The sequence below is a fragment of the Paraglaciecola arctica genome (genome assembly GCF_018861065.1).
GTDB classification, from domain to species: domain Bacteria; phylum Pseudomonadota; class Gammaproteobacteria; order Enterobacterales; family Alteromonadaceae; genus Paraglaciecola; species Paraglaciecola arctica_B.
On record NZ_JAHKQO010000037.1, the window covers coordinates 97,715 to 118,290 of the forward strand.

Annotated in this window: 21 protein-coding genes; 15 read left to right on the forward strand and 6 right to left on the reverse strand. The window is 40.0% G+C overall.

All coding sequences use genetic code 11. The annotated features are described in order from the left end of the window. Positions 1-232: 232 nt before the first annotated feature. From KO534_RS17315 to KO534_RS17335, 5 genes are all read left to right on the forward strand, one after another. The gene (locus KO534_RS17315) at positions 233-574 is read left to right on the forward strand and encodes a YciI family protein (RefSeq protein WP_215931433.1); all 342 of its coding nucleotides are present in this window, start codon (positions 233-235) and stop codon (positions 572-574) included. A gap of 47 nt (positions 575-621) precedes the next feature. Then, positions 622-1,851 (forward strand): RNA polymerase sigma factor, encoded by a 1,230-nt coding sequence (locus KO534_RS17320; RefSeq protein ID WP_215931435.1) that lies wholly within the window; start codon positions 622-624, stop codon positions 1,849-1,851. An 89-nt stretch (positions 1,852-1,940) separates the two neighbouring features. After that, a complete protein-coding gene (locus tag KO534_RS17325) occupies positions 1,941-2,354 on the forward strand; it encodes a thiol-disulfide oxidoreductase DCC family protein (protein WP_215931437.1) in 414 nt (137 codons plus the stop codon). Continuing rightward, the gene (locus KO534_RS17330) at positions 2,347-3,087 is read left to right on the forward strand and encodes an SDR family NAD(P)-dependent oxidoreductase (protein ID WP_215931439.1); all 741 of its coding nucleotides are present in this window, start codon (positions 2,347-2,349) and stop codon (positions 3,085-3,087) included. Before KO534_RS17325 ends, KO534_RS17330 begins: the two co-directional genes overlap by 8 nt. A gap of 125 nt (positions 3,088-3,212) precedes the next feature. After that, positions 3,213-4,634, forward strand: a complete 1,422-nt coding sequence (locus tag KO534_RS17335; RefSeq protein ID WP_215931441.1) for a sodium-dependent transporter — start codon at positions 3,213-3,215, stop codon at positions 4,632-4,634. Positions 4,635-4,855: 221 nt separating this feature from the next. Here the strand turns inward: KO534_RS17335 and KO534_RS17340 are convergent, their stop codons facing one another. The 3 genes from KO534_RS17340 to KO534_RS17350 form a co-directional block, all read right to left on the reverse strand. Next, on the reverse strand, positions 4,856-5,332 hold the full coding sequence (locus tag KO534_RS17340) for a hypothetical protein (RefSeq protein ID WP_215931443.1): 477 nt from the start codon (positions 5,330-5,332) through the stop codon (positions 4,856-4,858). Positions 5,333-5,604: 272 nt separating this feature from the next. Continuing rightward, on the reverse strand, positions 5,605-6,417 hold the full coding sequence (locus KO534_RS17345) for an NAD-dependent epimerase/dehydratase family protein (RefSeq protein WP_215931445.1): 813 nt from the start codon (positions 6,415-6,417) through the stop codon (positions 5,605-5,607). Positions 6,418-6,455: 38 nt separating this feature from the next. Beyond that, the gene (locus tag KO534_RS17350; RefSeq protein WP_215931447.1) at positions 6,456-7,238 is read right to left on the reverse strand and encodes a YggN family protein; all 783 of its coding nucleotides are present in this window, start codon (positions 7,236-7,238) and stop codon (positions 6,456-6,458) included. A 268-nt stretch (positions 7,239-7,506) separates the two neighbouring features. Here KO534_RS17350 and KO534_RS17355 point away from each other — a divergent pair, with 268 nt between their 5' ends. After that, positions 7,507-7,704, forward strand: coding sequence for a hypothetical protein (locus KO534_RS17355; RefSeq protein ID WP_215931449.1), 198 nt, complete (start codon positions 7,507-7,509; stop codon positions 7,702-7,704). A gap of 16 nt (positions 7,705-7,720) precedes the next feature. On the opposite strand, the gene KO534_RS17360 is transcribed toward KO534_RS17355, so the two are convergent. From KO534_RS17360 to KO534_RS17370, 3 genes are read right to left on the reverse strand one after another with little or no spacing between them, the layout of a single operon-like run. After that, entirely contained in the window at positions 7,721-8,962 is a 1,242-nt protein-coding gene (locus KO534_RS17360; RefSeq protein ID WP_215931451.1) for a mechanosensitive ion channel family protein, read from the reverse strand. Then, a complete protein-coding gene (locus KO534_RS17365) occupies positions 8,963-9,859 on the reverse strand; it encodes an acyltransferase (protein ID WP_215931453.1) in 897 nt (298 codons plus the stop codon). Then, on the reverse strand, positions 9,852-10,769 hold the full coding sequence (locus tag KO534_RS17370; RefSeq protein ID WP_215931456.1) for an acyltransferase: 918 nt from the start codon (positions 10,767-10,769) through the stop codon (positions 9,852-9,854). Before KO534_RS17370 ends, KO534_RS17365 begins: the two co-directional genes overlap by 8 nt. Before the next feature lie 269 nt (positions 10,770-11,038). On the opposite strand from KO534_RS17370, the gene KO534_RS17375 reads away from it, so the two are divergent. The 9 genes from KO534_RS17375 (at position 11,039) to KO534_RS17415 (ending at position 20,575) form a co-directional block, all read left to right on the forward strand. Then, positions 11,039-13,933: a M16 family metallopeptidase gene (locus tag KO534_RS17375; RefSeq protein ID WP_215931458.1), complete on the forward strand. Its 2,895-nt coding sequence runs from the start codon at positions 11,039-11,041 to the stop codon at positions 13,931-13,933. 137 nt (positions 13,934-14,070) lie between these two features. Then, positions 14,071-16,254 (forward strand): DNA helicase RecQ, encoded by a 2,184-nt coding sequence (gene recQ / locus KO534_RS17380; RefSeq protein WP_215931461.1) that lies wholly within the window; start codon positions 14,071-14,073, stop codon positions 16,252-16,254. A gap of 70 nt (positions 16,255-16,324) precedes the next feature. After that, positions 16,325-17,338: a tRNA dihydrouridine(20/20a) synthase DusA gene (gene dusA, locus KO534_RS17385; RefSeq protein WP_215931463.1), complete on the forward strand. Its 1,014-nt coding sequence runs from the start codon at positions 16,325-16,327 to the stop codon at positions 17,336-17,338. Between the two features lie 210 nt (positions 17,339-17,548). Continuing rightward, a complete protein-coding gene (locus tag KO534_RS17390; protein WP_215931465.1) occupies positions 17,549-17,824 on the forward strand; it encodes a hypothetical protein in 276 nt (91 codons plus the stop codon). 10 nt (positions 17,825-17,834) lie between these two features. Further along, positions 17,835-17,987: a hypothetical protein gene (locus tag KO534_RS17395; RefSeq protein ID WP_215931467.1), complete on the forward strand. Its 153-nt coding sequence runs from the start codon at positions 17,835-17,837 to the stop codon at positions 17,985-17,987. Positions 17,988-18,738: 751 nt separating this feature from the next. Then, entirely contained in the window at positions 18,739-19,398 is a 660-nt protein-coding gene (pspA, locus tag KO534_RS17400; protein ID WP_215931470.1) for a phage shock protein PspA, read from the forward strand. 92 nt (positions 19,399-19,490) lie between these two features. Continuing rightward, a complete protein-coding gene (locus KO534_RS17405) occupies positions 19,491-19,691 on the forward strand; it encodes a PspC domain-containing protein (RefSeq protein WP_215931472.1) in 201 nt (66 codons plus the stop codon). A 10-nt stretch (positions 19,692-19,701) separates the two neighbouring features. Continuing rightward, positions 19,702-20,034 carry a hypothetical protein gene (locus tag KO534_RS17410; protein ID WP_215931474.1) on the forward strand — a complete coding sequence of 111 codons (333 nt, stop codon included), beginning with the start codon at positions 19,702-19,704 and terminating at the stop codon, positions 20,032-20,034. 100 nt (positions 20,035-20,134) lie between these two features. Next, positions 20,135-20,575, forward strand: a complete 441-nt coding sequence (locus KO534_RS17415) for a copper chaperone PCu(A)C (protein ID WP_215931477.1) — start codon at positions 20,135-20,137, stop codon at positions 20,573-20,575. Position 20,576: the final 1 nt, after the last annotated feature.

Genomic DNA, 20,576 nt, shown 5'->3' on the forward strand with positions numbered 1-20,576 from the left:
TTGTCATTAAAAATTGATAATCCCCGGTACCGTAAAAGTCTTCGTTTCTTTGGTTCACTGCTTAACTTAATCGTTTTACCAAACATCAGCTTCTATTGTTAGCCTCTATCACTTATGGCGTAAAAATAGTAAGTTTCTTGTAAATTGTGTCTGAATACACTCAGCTGCTTCGACGTTATGATGAGAGACATGTTTTGTTTCTTACTTCTATTCATTTTATAAGGAAAAATTTATGCAATTTTTAGCTTTGATTTATGCTGGTGAAGATCAAGATGATGTGGATATGGAAACTTTGATAGCTCAATATCAGGTATTTGAAGAGCAGCTTGATACGGCGGGTATTATGCATGGTGGCAACGCGTTAGAGCCCATCAGCACTGCCACGTCAGTGAGAGTTCGAAATGGTCAATCTAAAGTGATTGATGGTCCTTTTGCCGAAACCAAAGAGCAACTTGGTGGATATTATTTATTGGAGTGCAAAGATTTAGATGAGGCCCTTGAATGGGCGGCAAAAATCCCTAGCGCACGATATGGGACCATAGAAGTCAGACCGGTGATGGTATTTGATCAGTAAAAGTACGTAAACCGTGATCGCGATTTAAAAGACAGGGTCTTTGGTCAATGAATAATCTAGCGCGAATTTTTCGCGCTGAATCTGGCAAAGTGTTAGCCTCTTTGGCGTATTGGTCTCGGGATTTGCAGCTAGCAGAAGATGCCCTACAGGACGCTTGTGAACAAGCTGCTTCTAAATGGCCTATTCAAGGCGTTCCTTCAAATACTGGCGCTTGGTTACACTTAGTCGCCAAGCGCAAATTAATCGATAAATTGCGGCAACAACAATCCCAGAAAAATGACCAAAAATTACGACTGATAGAAGAGTCACTTTATGTGGACTCGGATACAATTGCTGAAACAGAATATGAAGTACCTGATGAGAGGTTGAGATTAATTTTTACCTGTTGTCATCCTGCGTTAAATGAAGAGGCACAAGTGGCACTAACGCTGCGTACTTTATGCGGTTTGGAAGTGCGCGAAATTGCCCGAGCTTACCTTACATCTGAAGCGGCTATTGGTCAGCGTATTACCCGTGCTAAAAAGAAAATAAGAGATGCTGGAATCAGCTACGAAGTGCCTAAATCAGAACAGCTTTCCGTTAGATTACCATCTGTATTAAAAGTCATCTATTTGATCTATAACGAATCCTATACGGCGTACCAAGGGCAATCCTTAACAAGGCTTGATTTAGCAAGTGAAGCCGTCAGATTGAGCTTGGTAATGGTCAAATTAATACCAAACCCCGAGGTGCTGGGTTTAGCTGCTCTAATGTTATTTCACGACTCGCGCCGATTGTCTCGCTGTTCTGATGTTGAGCCTTACATTCCTTTAGAGCAGCAAGATAGATCATTTTGGGATCAAAAACAGATTGAACAAGCTAATCAGTTTATTCAGCAAGCTTTGCAATTTAAGCAGCGAGGACCTTATCAAATTCAAGCTGCAATCAGTGCGTTGCATGCTAAAGCAAAAAGTTGGGAAACCACTGATTGGCCACAAATACAATTGCTGTACATGAGTTTATTACAGCTGCAGCCTTCTCCTGTCATTGCTTTAAACCTTGGTATCGCAAAAGCAAATGCAGGACAAGTCCAGCAGGCCTATTCAGATGTGTTAGCGCTTAGTGGGGCCTTGCAACACTATCAACCATATCACGCTGCTTGCGCTGAACTAGAAAGCCGTTTGCTGTTATCTGAAAAAGCCTACTGCTCAATCTCTAAGGCTATTGGTCTAACTAAAAATAGTATTGAGAGGGATTTCCTAATTAAAAAACGAGGCCTGTTAGCACAAAAAGGTTGAGACAAAGTAAACCACTCGTCATCTTTTTCCGTATCTGTAATTGAATCCGACTAACTCAATGAACTCAAGCAAAGGTGCAAAGTAATTAAATGCAGCAACACACCTCACTTACTATTTTTTATGATGGATATTGTCCATTGTGTTTACTCGAAATGAAAAAATTGAAGCAGTTGGATAAACAACACACTATCACTTTTGTCGACATACAAGCGCCTTCGTTTTTCGAGGAATATCCACAACTTGACTGGCAGTCGTTAAATGCTCGTATTCACGGCTATTTGCCGAATGGAGAATTAATCAGTGGATTAGATGTCACGTACTTAGCATGGTGCTTAGTAGGGAAGGGTTGGGTATACGCGCCACTGCGCTGGCCAGTGATACGTTGGTTTGCTGATAGGGCATATAATTTATTTGCCAAAAACCGCTATCGAATATCTTATGTATTGACCGGTAAAAAAAGCTGTCAACCTTGCCAGATTAACCGAGGATCACCAGATGTTTAAGGGTAATGCTTTGGTAATCGGTGCCTCAGGGGGCATAGGCAAAACCTTGGTTAAACAACTTATCGAATCAGGATGCTATGAAAATGTCTATGGGGTTTCACGGACCTTTCCTGAAGGACCCGTCAAAGGCGTGAATTACCATACTCTTGATTCTGAAAATGAGACACTAGTATCTGAATATTGCCAACAACTCAAAGATTCTGGGATTCAATTTACGCTGGTGGTCTGTTGCATTGGCGCGTTACAAACTATTGGCCCTAATAATCTTAAAGTCAAACCCGAAAAACGCTTAGAAGATATTCAATCGCAACAACTTAATTACTATTTCACCGTGAATAGCATTTTACCAGCACTGTGGTTAAAACACGTTGAAGCATTACTCAAAGGAGCACAACCTTCTACACTAGTGTTTTTTAGTGCTAGGGTCGCAAGTATTGAAGATAACCAGTTGGGTGGTTGGTATGGATACCGTGCCAGTAAAGCTGCACTAAATATGTTGATAAAATGTGCGCAAATTGAATGTCAAAGGCGGGCAAAAAATATTTGCTTGGTTAGTTATCATCCAGGCACAGTAGCTACGAATTTATCACAACCCTTTCAGTCAAACGTACCTGAAGGCAAGTTATTTACTGCAGATTTTACTGTTACACAATTACTTAGAATCATTCCTAGCCTAAGCCCTGAAAATGGCCCCCATTATATTGATTGGCAAGGCCGAGATATTCCATGGTGAAGCTTCAACCTTAGCTGTAAAGATTTTTTACTACTTTTTATGAGCAATGCATTGGCAACATAAAAGACTTTCTGAAAATCTGCTGTTAATATCTAGCAAAATTATAAAAATAAAAAGGATAGGTTATGAGCGCACCTCGCGAACAGTTTGGTTCACGTTTAGGTTTTATTCTAGCTGCAGCGGGTTCGGCTGTAGGCATTGGTAATATGGTTGGCTTCCCTGTTGCTGCTACCAAAAATGGTGGTGGCGCATTTTTGTTAATTTACGCGATTTTTGTGGCCTTTATTTGTTTACCTGTGATGTTGGCTGAAATGTCTGTAGGTAGAAATAGCCGCAAAGATCCACTAGGCGCTTATTCATCTATGTCGAATGGCCACAAAGGCTGGAAAATAGCTGGTTGGTTGTCGATTATCACCCCTTTTATGATTGCCGTTTTTTACTTAGTTATCACCGTTTGGATATTCGGTTATTTGTTTCATTCGGTAACAGGTAATCTCGAGATGTTAGCGGACCCAAATACTTTTGGCTCCTTTATTAATGGCTTTGATTTGTTTTATTACATGGTTGCAGTATTAGCCATTATTTATCTCATTCTTCAAGGTGGTGTAAAACAAGGTATTGAAAAAGCCGCGAAGTTTATGATGCCTACCTTGTTTATTATGCTGGTTGCCTTAGTTATTTTTGTACTGACCCTAGATAATGCTTTCGAGGGTGTGAAATATTACGTGATACCTGATTTCAGTAAAATCAACGCTGCTGTAGTGAATGGCGCATTATCGCAAGCATTCTTTTCGTTATCATTAGGTATGGGGATCATGATCACTTATGGGTCTTATTTAGACAAAAAGACCGACGTACCGGGTTCAGCAAAGATGGTCGCTCTTTTAGATACTGCCGTTGCTTTTATTGCGGGTTTGCTGATTTTGCCAGCGGTGTTTTCTTTCAACCCCGATATCAACACCAATGACTTAAGTGACTCTTCTGTAGGTATGATATTTACATTTTTACCTAAAATATTTTTAGCACTACAAGCCACTATTGGCTATGCAGGTGCCAGCGCGGTTGCCAGTTTCTTCTTCTTGTTGGTATTGTTCGCTGCTATTACGTCCATTGTTTCAATATTTGAAGTGCCGGTAGCAGCATTAATGGAAGAGAAAAAATTCAGTCGTCACAAGGCACTAGGTTGGATGGGATTACTCTTGGTCGTTTTCTCACTAATGGCTGCCACATCTTTTGGAATGTTAGACTTTTTTACGGGGTTTATTAGTTACGCGGGACAATCCAAATCGTTCTTTGATGTGATAGTTGACGTATTTTACGACACCATTTTGCCACTTAATGGTTTACTGATATGTATTTTCGTTATTTACCGTTGGAAGAAAGCAAATTTCAATAAAGAACTAGATCAAGGTTCGCCTAATTATGAGCATAGTTGGTTTGAACGTTATGTCGATTTCTCGGTAGGAACTTTTATTCCGGTTATTTTACTGTTAGTGCTTATCAACACCATCGCCTTAAAGTATTTCGGTGCGGCCCTCATTGGTTAAGTCCAGAATGAGCTGTAGTTAGAACGAATACCTCATTCTAGAATAAGTAGTCAAGCCAAACCCTAATGGGTTTGGCTTTTTTATAATTGGAATCTGAGTCTAACCGTTTTTATTCGTTAGGTTTAACTGGTTAACACTAAGCGACTTTGCTGTCATTAGCGAAAGTCGCTTTTACTAACTTAAACTGACTCTAACCTAACTCATAAGGTGAGCTTTAATAACTAAACGGTTCCAGTTTTGCATTGTTTTCTTTTCTCAAGAAAATCATATGATATAGGGTGTTTAAGTTCAGCTGATAAAACGTCCGAAACAATTAAACCGGTATCTACTTCTTGGATCCACAGTAACGCTTTACGTTTAACGATTTTTCTATTCAACATATAGCTTTTATCGGCTTGCAAATCTACGTCGAAATTTACGACCGCAGTCTTATAACTAATAGGAATGTCGCGTTGGAAGGTTTCAACCATTACCCACAAGTTATGCTTGCCACTCTCATACTGTTTTGGCTGCTGCCAATGGATGGGCTTTTTGTGAGAACACATTAAATAAACGTACTCTAGATCATCATCCATATCCCTCTTAAAGTTTTCGAATCTAAAATGATTTTCCTTAATCGCTGTTTCGAAAGGAAGTATGCCGCACCCAGATAAACTAAGTACCAACAGAAAAACTAAAGACAAATTAAACTTCAACATTTCTCAACCCCTTTTTAAATTTTTAAAAGTGACTAAATCCCTTATATTGAGTAAACGCCAACTTGCAGGTGTTTTTGAATACACAATGGCGGTAAATAAAATATACCATTAATCAACCAAAAGAAACCCTTTCTATATTCATAAGGTCAGCGTCAATTAGCGTGATTTGCACTGACCAGTTGAACTCACAGCTCAAAATGGTCATATACATTTGTTAGACTAAATACTAAATCAGTTTTAAATGAGCGATTAAACAAGCGGGGCCTTGTGATTCACAACATATCGTAGGGGCTGGGATATTGAAGTGTTATTCCCAATAGACTTAAACTCGCCGTTGCATTGATTATCTTGCCCTCTGATGGTTCGGGTTCGTCGATAAATTGTGGAATCGCTAATTTGAGTTGCTTAGCTGCCCAAGTGTAATACTCTTTTCTGGTAGGGTGTTCAGCTGCACTTAATAGCAATGTTTGTCCCCAAATTTCATTTTTAATGATACTTTCAATGCTTTGGATTACGTCTGCTTGATGCACTAAGTTAACTCGGGATTTGGGCGCTGCTAATTCGGTTTTTCCTGTCAGATAGTTTACAGGATGCCTATCTTTGCCCACTAGGCCAGAAAGTCTTATTGTAGTGGCATTTGAGGTAAAATATTTTTGTAGAAGCTCTTCAATTTGTAAGTTGATGTGGCCAGATTGAGTATTGGGACGGGTTGCGGAATGTTCAGTTACTACTGCTTTTTGGTCGCCATAAACCGAAGTCGTACTGACAAAAACTACCCTCTTAACTTTGCTTGTGACTAGGCGTTTTAATAAGTCGTCGGTATTGGCAACGAAGTTCTCACTTGTATTGCTTCTTCGCCCCACTGGAATATTTAAAATTAATAAATCAGAGTTAAAAATAGGTTCAAGGTAGTTATCTGATAGTTTGTCACCTAAATTGAACTGTAACCCTTTAAATCCCAGTGTCTTGATTTTTTCACAGCCAGTTTCAGAACGACTAGTGGCCACAATATTGTGGCCACTTTTTTGTAAACTTAAACCAAGGGGTTGTCCTAACCAACCACATCCTACAATTGCAATTTGCATGATTACTTCTTGTCTAAGGGTAAGGTAACCCTAAGTTATCACATTGCCTTATAATCATGACTAACTTGAATGACATCAAGGCCAGAAAGTTGTTTGATGTGCATTTGTAACTGGTTTTCTGCAGTGTCAACTTTAGCAAGGGTGGTACATAATTGTTCGGCTTGTTCTTCTAGAGCCTCTGCTTGGTATTCTATTTTTTGTTCCATTTGTTCGCCAAAACGTTCCATTTTTTGTTCGAACCTATCCATATCGCCGCCGTTAAATATAAGTTGTGTACCTATGGCCACCATTATGTGTCCGATTGACTCTGTGACTAAGCTTTCGATTGCATCTTCGAATTGTGCTTCCCATTGGTGCCCAAAAAATTCGCCATTTTCAAATGACTCGGAATGCAATCGAATGTCGCCATTTTCAGAATAAAAGTTGTATTGGATTTGCTGGTCAAGATCCTGCAATTTATCTGACAAGTCAGCCAGTGCAGTATTATCAGTACCCAATAGTTCAGTAAACACTTCGTTCAAAGCGGTACTCGCCAATGCGACAGCTTCTGTAGCGATTGCTGCAGCTTGTGGCGCTGCTTGACTGATACCGTCATAATAATTATCTACCCAAAGTTGTTGTTGCGTATCCAGTGTTAATGCAACACCGTCAACGTATAAGGTTTTATCTTCAGCGATAGTAAGCTGAGTATTGTTGTCTAATGTCACTGCCAACACATTGTTTTCTAATTGCATGTTGCCGCTAAACTCAACGTTACACTGATTTGCCAATGCTGGAACTGAACAGCAAGTTAACGCTACTGCAAGAATCGTGGTACGCATAATATTCTCCTAAGTGGGTCTGATTGACTCGGTAAACAGAGCAAGGCTTAGGCCAAAAGATAAAGTTCATATAAAACAGTGTCTTACAGTGCTTTTAATCCGCAGTCTAACAATTGTTTGAGTTGAATTTAGTGAAAATCACTAATAAATGAGACTTTGTGCCACTAGTCTTGGAACTTTTAACGAGGATATTTAGTTTTTATGTCTTTTGGGATTTGCATGTTTTGGTGCATAATATACGCAGTTTTACATACATAGGAATTAACTAATGAGCAATTGGCATGAACCCATTTTATTTGGCTTTACTTTAATTACCTTTGTTTTAGGTATTAGCAGTCTCATTATGAGCTTTTTACCTACACCAGAAGGTCATAATGTCATGCAGTCTAAAGTTGAATATAGCTTTTTTGGTGTGGCTGCTTTGGCTTTATTCGCGGTGTTCGTATACGCACTAGTCACAGCCTAGGGTTAGATTTAGAAAATTAGGGTCTATCACTCACACGTTGATAGGCTCTTAGTCTAAAAGCTGGCAAAATGGCCAGTAAGTGGTCAAAAATATCGCTTTGAATTCCTTCATAAGCCACCCAATTTTTATTGCTACAAAAACAGTAAATTTCTAGTGGTACTCCAAGTTCAGTTGGAGGTCTTTGACGAACCATAAGTGTCATGTCTTTGTTAATATCGGGGTGATTTTCTAAATACGATTGCATATAGGCGCGCAGCGTACCTATATTGGTAAGCCTGCGGCTATTGACTAAATCAGTGGTGTCAATGTGTTGTTCGCTGTGGAAGCGCTGCAGTTTTTCGAGTTTGGCTTGGATATAACTTTTTATATAACGAATCTTTGCGAATTCATCCAACATATCCTGATCGCAAAAGCGGATACTTTGAATATCAATATTTAATGAACGTTTGATACGGCGCCCGCCACTTTCTGACATGCCTCGCCAGTTTTTCACCGAATCCGTTATCAAAGTATAAGTGGGAATGGTCGAAACTGTTTTATCCCAATTCTGCACTTTTACTGTAGTCAGCCCCACTTGCAATACTTCACCGTCAGCACCGAAGTTCGGCATCTCAATCCAGTCACCGGTGTTGACCATACGGTTTGCTGCTATTTGAATACCCGCTACAAAGCCTAATATCGTATCTCTAAATAATAGTAATAGGATCGCAGTTAATGCCCCTAATCCCGACAGCAGAAGTAATGGGGATTTGTCCATTAAGTTAGAAATTATTAATAATCCAGCAATGATCACTACAAACAATTTACCCACTTGAATAAAACCAGTGATTGGCGCTTTTTTGGCTAAACTTGATGCGTTGTAAGTGTCTTCAACTGTATTCAGTAATGCACTGATAGCCATTACTGTAGAAACAAGTAAATAGATAATCGAGGACTTCTGTAAGAAGGCGAGTAAAGACGGGTTCTCAATTAATAGCTGGCTAAATAGATAAATAACTAAGGCGGGAATAATATGTCCGATACGCCTAAAAAAGCCATGTTCATGAAGTTCATCGTCGAAACCGTTTTTACTCTTACTGACTAATTTTCTGAGACTGCTATTGAGTATGCTTTTAGTGATCCAGCTGCTTAAGCCTGCAAAAATTAATATTCCGGTCAAAGCAATACTTTGGAAAAACCAATCATCAGGTGTTGTTTGTAATCCTAAATGCGCTAAAGCGGAAATCAGGCTGTCAGTAAGGAATTGATTATTTAGCACTTAATTTGTCTCTTTTAATTCAGATATTAGTTTATCTTTGTTATGCCAAACCGAGTTTAACCAACTTTGAAAACCTTGTTTAAAGTTTTCATCGTTAAAATAATCACCCACGATTTCATCTGTTACTGGGTGCACATTGACTCTCACAATCACCCTTTTTAGGCGGCCGCTTAACATTGCATGCATTGGGCTGCCTTTTGTATCGGGATAGATTACCGTAATGTCTAGCACGCTTGTGAATAATTCTCCCATGGTGGCAAGCGTAAATGCAATTCCGCCAGCCTTAGGTGGCAACAAATTTGTGAATGGACCTTGTTTCAGCTTTTGTTTTTCGGGAGTAAAACGATTACCTTCCACAAAGTTGATAACAGTGGTAGGCAGTTGTCGAAATTTTTCGCAAGATTTCTTAGTAGTTGCTATGTCTTTTCCACGCAAATGGGGGTTCTTTTGCAAGAAAGCTTTGTTATACCTCTGCATAAAAGGCATATCCAGTGCCCATGCGCCAAGGCCAACAAAAGGAAGCCAAATTAACTCTTTTTTAAGAAAAAATTTTGGAGCAGGTATTTTCCCTGCAGCAAAATCCGTTAATAGAATAATATCTAGCCAGCTTAGGTGATTTGAGATGATGAGATACCATTCTTTTTGACTAAGTTGTCCGTCAACAACATAGTCAAATTCCACCTTGTTCATCATTTTTATTAGCGTCACGCTGCAAAAACCAAACGCGCACATCATGAAGTTGAGAACAATATTAATCGGTTTAGAAACAAATGAGAAAGGTAGCAAAAACTTAATGAAACCTAGCAAAATAATGTTTATCGCCCAAAACGCTAGGCTTAACATTTGTAATGTTAGATGCAGCGGATAGACGATAAAACTCGGTAACACACTAAACATTTTGAGGTTTTTGTTCAGAAAGCGCCTGTAAGTCCTGGTCTTTTTGTTCCCATAACTCGGTAAGCCAACGCTGAAATTTGACCCTTTGTTTGTGGTCGTCGAAATAGTCAGCTCCAAAGGTATCGTTACTAATTAAGTCTTGAATAGACAATACTTTGACCTGTACCTGAACTTTATTAACTTTTCCGCACACAAAGTCCCAGAAAGTTGGTGTGCCTTCAGGATAGTGAATCGTCACATCTAGAAGTTTATGCAATTGCTCTCCCATGGCGCCTAATACAAACGCCATGCCACCCGCCTTAGGTTTAAGTAAGTGCTGAAACGCAGCGCCTTGGCGAGCTCTTTTATGTTCAGTTAAACGCGTGCCTTCTACAAAATTCATAATACTGACGGGTTTAAAAACAAACTTTTCGCAAGCTTTTCGAGTGTTTTCTAAGTCTTTACCTTTTAGATGAGGTTTTTTGGCTAACAAGGCTTTGCTGTATCTATGCATAAAAGGAAAGTCTAACGCCCACCAAGCCAAACCAAGGAAGGGTACCCAAATCAGTTCTTTTTTGAGGAAAAACTTCAGGAAAGGAATTTTATGATTGAAGACTCGCTGTAGCACTAAAATATCAACCCATGATTGGTGGTTAGATATCACTAAATACCAATCTTTAGGGCTTAACCCTTCTAGTCCTGTTGCTTCAAATTTAGTGCGGCTAAATAAATTCTGATTGGCGCTATTGACTGAAATCCAAAAGGTTGCGCACCCATCTAACAAATAAGACATAAATGTTTGCCATATTTTAATTGGGATTAATTTAAAAAATGAACAAATTAAAATGGGTATCAACCAAAAAAGGGTATTAAAGAAATATCCTAATATTGAAATTGCACCAAACAAAGAGGAAAAAAATGTCGAAAACATACAGCAAATCACCACTACTACTCTAAAACTGCGACAAGTTTAAACTAAAACGCATCATGAAATGTAGTAGTTATTAATTTCAACGCGTACAGAAAAATAGTCGCCCTTGTTAAAACACTCCAACCTTGGCTTAGGGGGCTTCCGCTATTATATCAATACGAGTACAAATAGTGATTCGAGATTTTTGAATCTGTAGTGTGTATTATCTCTGCCCTTCAAGCTATGTAATCATCACATCTAGTAAGCAAAAAACGGGTAAAAGCATTTTTATGAAAAAACAAATTCTATTCATCGCAAGTATTTCGGCTCTTTTTTGCCTGTCTGCTTGCGATGTAAAAAATTCTCAGAAAGAAGTGAGTCAACTTGATACTGAGCAACAACAATCCAAGGTGATACCACAGGGCTTTAAAAAAATTACCAGTGTTGAGAAAAAAGACGCTGAAATTAGTATCCCGTTTTCAAAATACCAGCTCGACAATGGGCTAACCGTTATTTTACATTCTGATAATTCAGACCCACTTGTGCATGTTGATGTGACTTATCATGTCGGCTCTGGGCGTGAGGAACCGGGCAGATCAGGTTTTGCACACTTTTTCGAACACATGATGTTTCAAGGCTCCGAAAATGTAGCTGATGAACAACATTTTGGACTGATCACAGAATCTGGTGGCACCCTAAACGGTTCTACTAACCAAGATCGCACCAATTATTATGAAACCGTTCCTTCTAATCAATTAGAGCGTATGCTGTGGTTAGAAGCAGATCGTATGGGATTTTTTCTTGATGCGGTGACTAAACAAAAATTCGAAAACCAACGGGAAACAGTTAAAAACGAACGTGGTCAAAATTATGATAACCGTCCCTATGGACTGTTACGAGAAAGAGTCAACGAAGCACTATTCCCTGAAGGGCATCCTTATTCTTGGTCTACTATCGGTTATATTGAAGACCTAAATCGCGCCAATCTTAATGACTTAAAAAAATTCTTTCTTCGCTGGTATGGTCCTAACAATGCCACTTTGACCATAGGCGGTGACTTGGATGAAGCGCAAACTTTAGCTTGGGTCAAAAAGTATTTTGGAGGAATACCCCGCGGCCCTGAAGTGGCTGATCCAATATATCACCCCGTTACTTTGGACAAAGATCGTTATATTTCTATGCAAGACAATGTGTCTTTGCCTTTGATGTATATGTCTTATCCCACAGTTCACCTCAATCATCCTGACGAGGCGCCACTTGATGTATTGATGTATATATTAGGAACGGGGAAAACCTCATTGTTGTACAAAAACATGGTTAAGAACGGCAAGGCAGTGCAAGCTAATGCTAGTCATGGCTGTGCTGAACTCAGTTGCCAATTTAGTATTTTTGCTTTGCCTACACCAGGTACTACTTTAGCGGAACTAGAAACTATTACTCGCGCTTCATTGGATGAGTTTGAGAGTCGTGGTGGTGCTAAGTTAGATGATATTCAGCGGGTAAAAGCTGACATCGTATCTGGTCTAATTTATGGTTTAGAAAGTGTTTCGGGCAAAGTGGCTCAATTGGCAAGCTATCAAACCTTTAGAGACAACCCTGACGCTATTGGTGAAGACGTGGCTCGTTATGAAAACGTCAGCCAAGATGATGTGATGCGTGTCTATAAAAAATACATTAAGGGTAATCATGGAGTGATCATGAGCATAGTACCCAATGGTCAAGCACAACAAATAATCAAGCCAGATACATGGCAACGTTATGACAGAAATATCCCCAAAAACATCGAAGATGACTCACTAGTATTGCGTCCTGGTACTTCTGATTTTGACCGTTCGCTGATCCCTGCTTCGGGTCAAAACCCAAGTGTCAGTGTGCCGGATATTTACCAGCTAAGCACTCAGACTGGCATCAAAGTCTTAGGCGCAGTAAATGACGAAGTGCCAACCACCACTATAAGAATTCGGATTCCAGCTGGGCAAACAAGAGAGCCAATAGACAAGCTTGGGCTTGCTTCGCTCACAGCGGCGATGATGGAAGAAGCAACCAAACAATCCACCGCCGAAGACCTGTCCAACCAATTGCAGAAGTTGGGTTCAACTGTGAACTTTTCAGCCGATAATAAGTTCACAACAGTTAATATACGCACACTCACTAAAAACCTAGAGTCAACACTTGCGGTAGCTATCGAGCAATTAACCCAGCCTAAATTCGACTCTGCTGATTTTTTGCGCCTCCAAAAACAACAAATTGAAGCTTTGAAGCGAGCTAAAAAGGACGCGTCAACAACAGCAACAGAAGTCTTCAATAAGTTGGTTTTTGGTGCCAACAATAGTTTTGCCTATGCTAATAACGGCACAATTTCTACTGTCGAAAAATTATCTTTAAAGGACGTAACTGAGTTCTACGAAGCTTATTTCGGCCCTGCGAATGCAGACGTTATTGTAGTCAGCAATTTAGGTGAGAAGGACGTCAGTCAGGCACTTAAAACGTTAGATATTTGGCAAGGCAACAGTAGCCCATTACCAGCAATTAAACCTTTTCCAGAACTGCAAGCTGGTACCCTGTATTTTATAGACAAGCCAGAAGCGGCACAATCAGAAATACGTATAGGCAAACGCGCCCTTAAGTATGACTCGGTTGGTGAGTATTACCGTGCAGATCTGATGAATTACAACCTAGGTGGTGCGTTTAACAGCAGAATTAACCTCAATCTTAGGGAAGACAAAGGGTATACCTACGGTGCCAGATCATTCTTCTACGGAGATGATATTCATGGCTTTTACCGAGCTCAAGCTGGGGTACGTGCCGACACCACTGCTGATTCTATCGTGCAATTTAGAAACGAAATATCAGCCTTTCACGATCAAGGGCTGACAGTGAAAGAGCTGGAATTTGTAAAAAGTGCTATAGGTCAACGCGATGCCCGTAGCTATGAAACCCCACGCCAAAAACTGAATTTTTTATCTGAAATCATCACCTATAATCTGGATAAAGGTTTTGTGGATAAACAGAATAAGATTCTGGCGAATGTAGGTATTGAAGAGCTCAATGGTTTGGCTAAAAAACATCTTAAACTAGACGAGATGATTACTGTTGTTGTGGGTGACAAAGCTGCCATAATGGAAAGTTTGAAACCTATGTTTGAGGAGATTGTTGAAATTGATGAAGAAGGCAAACCCTTATAGGAGTCTTCAAAAGCAATCTTTTTGAATAAACTTAAAAGCCACTGTTGATATCAATAGTGGCGATTTGGTTGCCAATTCAATCCTTCAAGTAGCCTTAGAAGACCACCGTTCTGAGAGAGCAGCAAGGAAGAGCCCTAGTGATTAATCAAGCAAGCATTATTTTAAAAAACGTTTTTGGATTTGATCAGTTTCGCGAATCCCAAGAAGCAATTATTGATAACGTTTTACACCGACGCAATACGCTGGCAATTATGCCAACTGGTGGTGGTAAATCTTTGTGTTATCAGATCCCTGGCAGTGTTTTTGACGGTTTAACTATTGTCATTTCGCCACTTATCTCGCTGATGCAAGATCAAGTCAGACAACTCAACGAACTTGCTATTCCAGCTTGCGTACTAAATAGTTCGCTTTCTGATAGTGATTATCAAAACAACCTAGATGCGCTTAAGCAACAGCAAATTAAACTGTTGTTTCTGGCACCAGAAACCGCGCTACAAACCAATATCTTAGCACTCCTTACAAATTGTGATGTAGCGTGTATCGCCATAGACGAGGCCCACTGTATTTCAGAATGGGGTCATGACTTTCGACCCGAGTATCGGCAGCTCAATCGTCTAATTGAATGTTTCCCTAAAGCGGTATGTATCGCTTTAACCGCTACTGCTACACCTAGAGTACGGGAAGATATAAAGCAACAGCTCAATATCGCTCAGAGTAGTGAATACATTTCTAGCTTTGATCGCCCTAATTTATTTATCAGTGTGCTTCCTAAAGACAATCCCTATCTTCAATGTAAACACTTTGTCGAGCAACACCCTGAGCAATCAGGGATCATCTATTGTCAATCTCGAAAAGGTGTTGACGAGCTCACAGCTAAACTGCAACAAGACGGATTTTCTGTATTGCCGTATCATGCGGGCCTAAGCAGTATTAAACGCAACGATTACCAGGAGCGTTTCATTCGAGACGATGTAAATATCATTGTGGCGACTATCGCCTTTGGCATGGGTATCAATAAACCTGACGTGCGTTATGTATTACATTACGATTTACCCAAAAATATAGAAGGCTACTATCAACAGATTGGCCGTGCAGGCCGTGACGGTTTAGACGCTGAATGTTTACTTTTATTCGGTTATGGAGACACTGGGAAAATTCGCTTTTTTATCGACCAGATGAGTAACGAACAAGAAAAACGTTTGGCCAATATGCATCTCAACCAAATGCTAGCATTAGCAGAGGCTGAAGATTGTAGGCGTACGCCACTGTTAGCGTATTTTGGTGAAAAGTCGGCGAAAGAAAATTGCGCTAATTGTGATAACTGCACTAATCAAGGAAAAGAAAAATCTGATTTAACTGTTGCAGCACAAAAATTTCTATCCTGCGTGCATCGCACGGGGCAGCGATTTGGTTCAAGCCATATAATAGATGTGTTACGTGGCTCAAGCGCCGAGAAAGTACTACAAAACCAACACAATTTGTTGTCGACTTACAATATTGGCAATGAGTTTAATAAAAAACAATGGATGGCGTTAGCACGGCAATTGATCCAAAAAGGCTTTCTCAACCAAGAACCACAATACGGTGGATTAAAACTCACCCAAAAAGCTGGCGAGGTGTTAAAAGGAAAGGTGCCATTTTTCGCCTTGTTGCAGCAACCAGTAGCGACTACTAGCCATACCTCTAAGTCGTTTGTTAACTCGGGTGATCAGCAACTGGTGGCAATATTAAAAGCGGATCGCAAACGTTTAGCCGATGCGGCCAATCTGCCACCTTATGCTATTTTTTCTGACCGCACACTTAACGAAATGGCCTATTATTTCCCACACACCCTAGAAAATTTGTTACGTATTCATGGCGTAGGGCAAGCTAAGTTAGACAAATATGGCGAGCATTTTCTCAAGCTTATTTGTGATTACTGCCTAGAAAACGATATTCAAGAAGTGGCTAACTCCCAAACCGCTAGTAAAACAACTGCGAGTAAAACTAGCAGCAACGCTAATAGCCGCAGCGTAGAAATAGTCGATGCATATCAAAAAGGGCAATCTATTTCGTCATTGGCGACACAATTTAAGGTGAAAGACGGCACTATCATCAATCACCTATACCGTTATGTGTTAGACGGACATAAGTTTGCACAAGCCCAGCTACTTTTGCAGCAAACCGGGTTAAGCCAAAGCAATATTGATTCTGCTTTGGCTGCATTTGCAGAACATTCCCACGAACGTCTTAAGCCGGTTTTCGACAGCCTCAACGAAACGGTCAGTTACGATCAGTTGCATTTACTCAGAATTTACTATGTTAGCCAATTGATTAAATAAGCTGCACTAGTGCTGAATCGTTAAATCAGCTAGAATGCGCGCCCCTAAATTCACGTTGGCAAGGCAAATTATGAGTGAACCCATCAATCGCACCATTTCTGTTGCGCCCATGTTGGATTGGACAGACAAACATTGTCGTTATTTTTTAAGGCAAATTTCGCAACATGCACTTCTGTATACTGAAATGGTGACTACTGGCGCGATCATTTTTGGTAAAGGTGATTACCTTGCATATAACCAAGAAGAACACCCCGTAGCCTTACAGTTAGGTGGTTCAGATCCGACTGATATGACGCGTTGTGCTGCCAAGGCGCAACAATACGGTTACGACGAGGTTAATATTAATGTCGGTTGCCCTTCTGACCGCGTTCAAAATGGTAGGTTTGGTGCCTGTTTAATGGCCGAGCCAGAGACTGTGGCTGCGTGTGTTACGAGTATGCAGGCAGAGGTAGATATTCCAGTAACTGTGAAGTCTCGTATCGGCATTGACGACATGGATGAGTACCATGACTTAACACGCTTCATTGAAGTGGTGGCTGCATCAGGTTGCGACACTTTTGTGGTGCATGCCCGAAAAGCTTGGTTAAAAGGTTTAAGTCCCAAACAAAATCGGGATGTCCCGCCTTTAATGTATGACCGTGTCTATCAGTTAAAACAACAGTTCCCAGATTTACATATCAGTCTAAACGGTGGTGTAAAAACCTTAGATGATGTGGAGCATCACCTGAATCACTTAGATGGCGTGATGATAGGCCGAGAAGTTTACAGTAACCCTTATATTTTAGCCGAAGTCGACCAGCGCTTTTATAACGGTCAGGCTAGTTGCAAAACGCGAGCTGAAGTGGTGATGGCAATGCTGCCATACGTTGAGCAACAAATATCTCAAGGCGCTCGGCCGTGGAGTGTTGCTAGGCATATGTTAGGTCTGTTTCAAGGACAACCTGGCGGGCGTATCTGGCGCAGATATTTGAGTCAAAATGGCACTAAAGCCAATGCTGGTTTAGAGCTACTCAGTGATGCTTTAGAAGTGCTACTAGAGGCACAACATAAAGCGAAACAGTTTCAAAATGAAGTGATTGGCTAATTTGACCAAAGCAATGGTAAAAAAAACCACATTTTAGTTTTGTAGATTATCGCACGCTTGTCAATATCGTAAATACCAAATTAAAAGTCTATATAAATCAACAGCATAAAATTTATTTCAGGATTGGCACAACTATCGCTAAGGATACTGCGACTTATACGGTAACTGCATTAAAACAGTTATTAACACATTAAACTAAAAGGATATATCATGTTTACTAAATTAAAAATTGCTGCCATTGCCCTTACTTCTTCTTTAGCTTTTGCTTCTACTGCACAGGCTGAAAATGTTTCGCTAGAAAAGTATGTAACCAGTATGGTTAATCAAGCGATGGAAGTTGCACAGCAAGAAGTTAAAAATAATGTTCGTTCAGCCGTCTTAACAGTAGCCAACAACGTGAGCTTTGATGAGGCAAAAACCTATACCGCTAAAGTGACTATTACAGATCTCGAAAGTGTTGAGGTAGCTAAAGAACAAACTGAATAAGGAATAGTTTATGTTTAATCAAATATCTTTATTCATCATGTTGTTGACGCCAGTGGTCGCCTATGCGGCAGGAGCGATAATCTTTAGTGTTGTTGAATGTTTACGTAAAAATTCAGTATTAGCTAAATGTAATAACATCATCAGTTGTAGAAACGGTCTCTAATAGTTGTATTGACCGTTTTTCTCCTCAATATTTACAGTTCGATAACAGTATTAGTTTCCCTACCCCAACAGTAAACAGTCACTCGCTCGCTCTTACGTTCTTTGTTGCCCTCTTGAGATTCTTTTTAATTAAGTGATTTAATATTTTCGATCAACAAACTGACGAAGTGAATATTAACAACTGACTCTTTTAGGCGCTCGTTAGCAAATCTAGATCTCGACCATTCAAGTACACGCCGAATTCTCTAATTAACATGTTGATGTAGTGACGCGGAACCTTGTCGCAGTATTGAAGTTTTTTTATGGATGATAAGCGACACCCCAAACGTTGAGCGAAACAACTAGCAGGAATTCCTCTGTGGGCAAGAAAAGTTAAAAAACGTTTACCGGTCATATTACTACCTCTATACCTAACCGCACTGCTCGACCTTATTTGATGGCTTAAACACAAAAAAGTTCCTTCTTTTTGCGTTTTGTTGCTTAGCCAAGCAACTCTAAGATTCTTAATTAAAGTTGGGAAATATTTGTCGAAAACCCTATCGATTGTGATTTCACTAATAATTTGGTCTATTTGACCAATTTATTAGAATTGAGTTAGAACTACATGCTAGTCAGTTTTCTGGATTACCAAAAAACTATATATAAAACAGTGGTTTAATATTTCAGTTAGATTGGCACAACACTTGTAATAGTGATAGTAGTGCTGGAATGGCCAGCAGTAATACATTACTAATACTATTGGAGAAATAAAAATGGGTATGTTTACGAGAATGTCAGACATAGTGCAAGCCAATATCAACGCCATCTTGGATAAGGCTGAGAATCCGGCCAAAGTAATTAAATTGCTAATCCAAGAAATGGAAGAAACCTTGGTGGAATTGCGCTCAGTTGCGGCCACAAATTTAGCCGAGAAAAAACAGCTTCAGCGCCAAGAAGACAAACTGCAGCAACAAATTAATTCATGGCAGGCAAAAGCAACTTTAGCAGTAGAAAAAGATCGTGAAGATTTGGCTAGAGCAGCGTTAGCTGAAAAACACTTATGCCAGCAAAGCCTAACCGCACTAGTGTCTGAGCAAACTGCTGTGGAAGAGTCGCTGTCTAAGTTACAAGTGGATATGGGGAAATTGCAAGACAAGATAGTAGAAGCGAGAGCTAAGCAAAAATCTCTAATTGTAAGAGAGCGTTCGGTCGCTGTGCGAATGACAGCAAAGAACAAAACCCACTCAGTTAAAATCGATGATGCCATTGTTAGATTTGAGCAATATGAACGACGTATTGATGACTTAGAGTCACAAGTCGACGCGTACGATCTCGTAAATGAATCACAAGGCCTAAACGCACAGTTCAATCAACTTGAAGCAGAAAGTCAGATTGAAAAAGAGCTAGAAGCGTTACGTAAAAAGGTTGCATAGATTTGATGGCTAGATTGGTCGATGACTCAATTGGCTAGTGGTAGCGAGTTGTTATCACTAGCGGTCTAGATAAGAAAACAAAGGAGAATAATATGAGACGCTATTTTGATGTGAATAGGTTATATAAAGACTTGGCCCATCGTAAAATTTCTGGGGTGTGTGCCGGTTTGGCAAAACATTGGGACGTGCCTAGATTGGCGATTCGAATAGCTGCAGTTGTGTGTTTAATCACGCTACCTACAGTGACCGCTATTGCTTACATTACAGCAACACTCCTGATTCCAAGTAGATAAGGAGAAAATCATGTTCAGAAACATTACTCTGGCTGTATTGATAGCGATAGTATTAACCTATAGCCTAGGGCACTTAGCATCCCAGTGGTTAGATTTACATTTTACTTTTGCCGAACATGATTTTGAGCCGGTAACTTCAATTCTTACAGTCACTGGCATAGTGGCTATCTTAGTGATAGTAGGCTTTATTATCGCTTTTAGTATATTTGCCGCGATAGCTTTCGCCATAATAGCTGCAGGCATTGGTTTGTTTGTTGTGGGAGTAAGTGTGTTTTGGCCTGTTATCTTGTTTACCTTGGTGATTTTTCTATTAGTAAGAGATAAACAATCACCGGCATATTGATTTTTGTTGCTATGGCCAAAGTTTTCAGTTTAATGGTTGGCATGTTAATTCGAATTGCTGAATAATCGCTGACATATTTTTTGATTGCAGGTGGTTTATAATGCTCCGACTCATAGCGTTTTTTTGTGGTTTTGTAACTTGTGTACTTCACGCCGAAGTAATAGTGAGTAACGCAACGGTTAGACTACTGCCACCCGGAGTACCTAATACCGCAGCATACTTTTCAATTGAAAACCGTTCTGATTCGAACTTAGTTCTCGTAGCTGCGTCGGCAGACTTTGCCTCTAAAGCAGAAATACACAATCATGTAATGGTTAATAATATGATGAGTATGCAACAACAGTCGGAGGTGGTGATTGGTCCAGGTGAAAGTGTGCAGTTTTCCCCAGGGGGTCTACATATTATGTTGTTTGGGTTGAAACAAGCTTTACATGAAGGCCAGACCTTAACATTTACACTACTGACTAAAACGCAAAAGCCCATTACCATTGAGGCCAGCGTTGTTAGTGCTATTCAGCCTTCTGCACATAAACATCATTAGG

Bases quoted from the DNA above. Each gene is read 5' to 3' on its own strand.
- KO534_RS17340 (WP_215931443.1), bottom strand. From the start codon at position 5,332: ATGTTGAAGTTTAATTTGTCTTTAGTTTTTCTGTTGGTACTTAGTTTA.
- KO534_RS17415 (WP_215931477.1), top strand. From the start codon at position 20,135: ATGCTCCGACTCATAGCGTTTTTTTGTGGTTTTGTAACTTGTGTACTT.
- KO534_RS17405 (WP_215931472.1), top strand. From the start codon at position 19,491: ATGAGACGCTATTTTGATGTGAATAGGTTATATAAAGACTTGGCCCAT.
- KO534_RS17350 (WP_215931447.1), bottom strand. From the start codon at position 7,238: ATGCGTACCACGATTCTTGCAGTAGCGTTAACTTGCTGTTCAGTTCCA.
- KO534_RS17375 (WP_215931458.1), top strand. From the start codon at position 11,039: ATGAAAAAACAAATTCTATTCATCGCAAGTATTTCGGCTCTTTTTTGC.
- dusA (WP_215931463.1), top strand. From the start codon at position 16,325: ATGAGTGAACCCATCAATCGCACCATTTCTGTTGCGCCCATGTTGGAT.
- KO534_RS17390 (WP_215931465.1), top strand. From the start codon at position 17,549: ATGTTTACTAAATTAAAAATTGCTGCCATTGCCCTTACTTCTTCTTTA.
- pspA (WP_215931470.1), top strand. From the start codon at position 18,739: ATGGGTATGTTTACGAGAATGTCAGACATAGTGCAAGCCAATATCAAC.
- KO534_RS17320 (WP_215931435.1), top strand. From the start codon at position 622: ATGAATAATCTAGCGCGAATTTTTCGCGCTGAATCTGGCAAAGTGTTA.
- KO534_RS17395 (WP_215931467.1), top strand. From the start codon at position 17,835: ATGTTTAATCAAATATCTTTATTCATCATGTTGTTGACGCCAGTGGTC.
- KO534_RS17365 (WP_215931453.1), bottom strand. From the start codon at position 9,859: ATGTTTAGTGTGTTACCGAGTTTTATCGTCTATCCGCTGCATCTAACA.
- KO534_RS17330 (WP_215931439.1), top strand. From the start codon at position 2,347: ATGTTTAAGGGTAATGCTTTGGTAATCGGTGCCTCAGGGGGCATAGGC.
- KO534_RS17335 (WP_215931441.1), top strand. From the start codon at position 3,213: ATGAGCGCACCTCGCGAACAGTTTGGTTCACGTTTAGGTTTTATTCTA.
- KO534_RS17370 (WP_215931456.1), bottom strand. From the start codon at position 10,769: ATGTTTTCGACATTTTTTTCCTCTTTGTTTGGTGCAATTTCAATATTA.
- KO534_RS17355 (WP_215931449.1), top strand. From the start codon at position 7,507: ATGAGCAATTGGCATGAACCCATTTTATTTGGCTTTACTTTAATTACC.
- KO534_RS17325 (WP_215931437.1), top strand. From the start codon at position 1,941: ATGCAGCAACACACCTCACTTACTATTTTTTATGATGGATATTGTCCA.
- KO534_RS17345 (WP_215931445.1), bottom strand. From the start codon at position 6,417: ATGCAAATTGCAATTGTAGGATGTGGTTGGTTAGGACAACCCCTTGGT.
- KO534_RS17410 (WP_215931474.1), top strand. From the start codon at position 19,702: ATGTTCAGAAACATTACTCTGGCTGTATTGATAGCGATAGTATTAACC.
- KO534_RS17315 (WP_215931433.1), top strand. From the start codon at position 233: ATGCAATTTTTAGCTTTGATTTATGCTGGTGAAGATCAAGATGATGTG.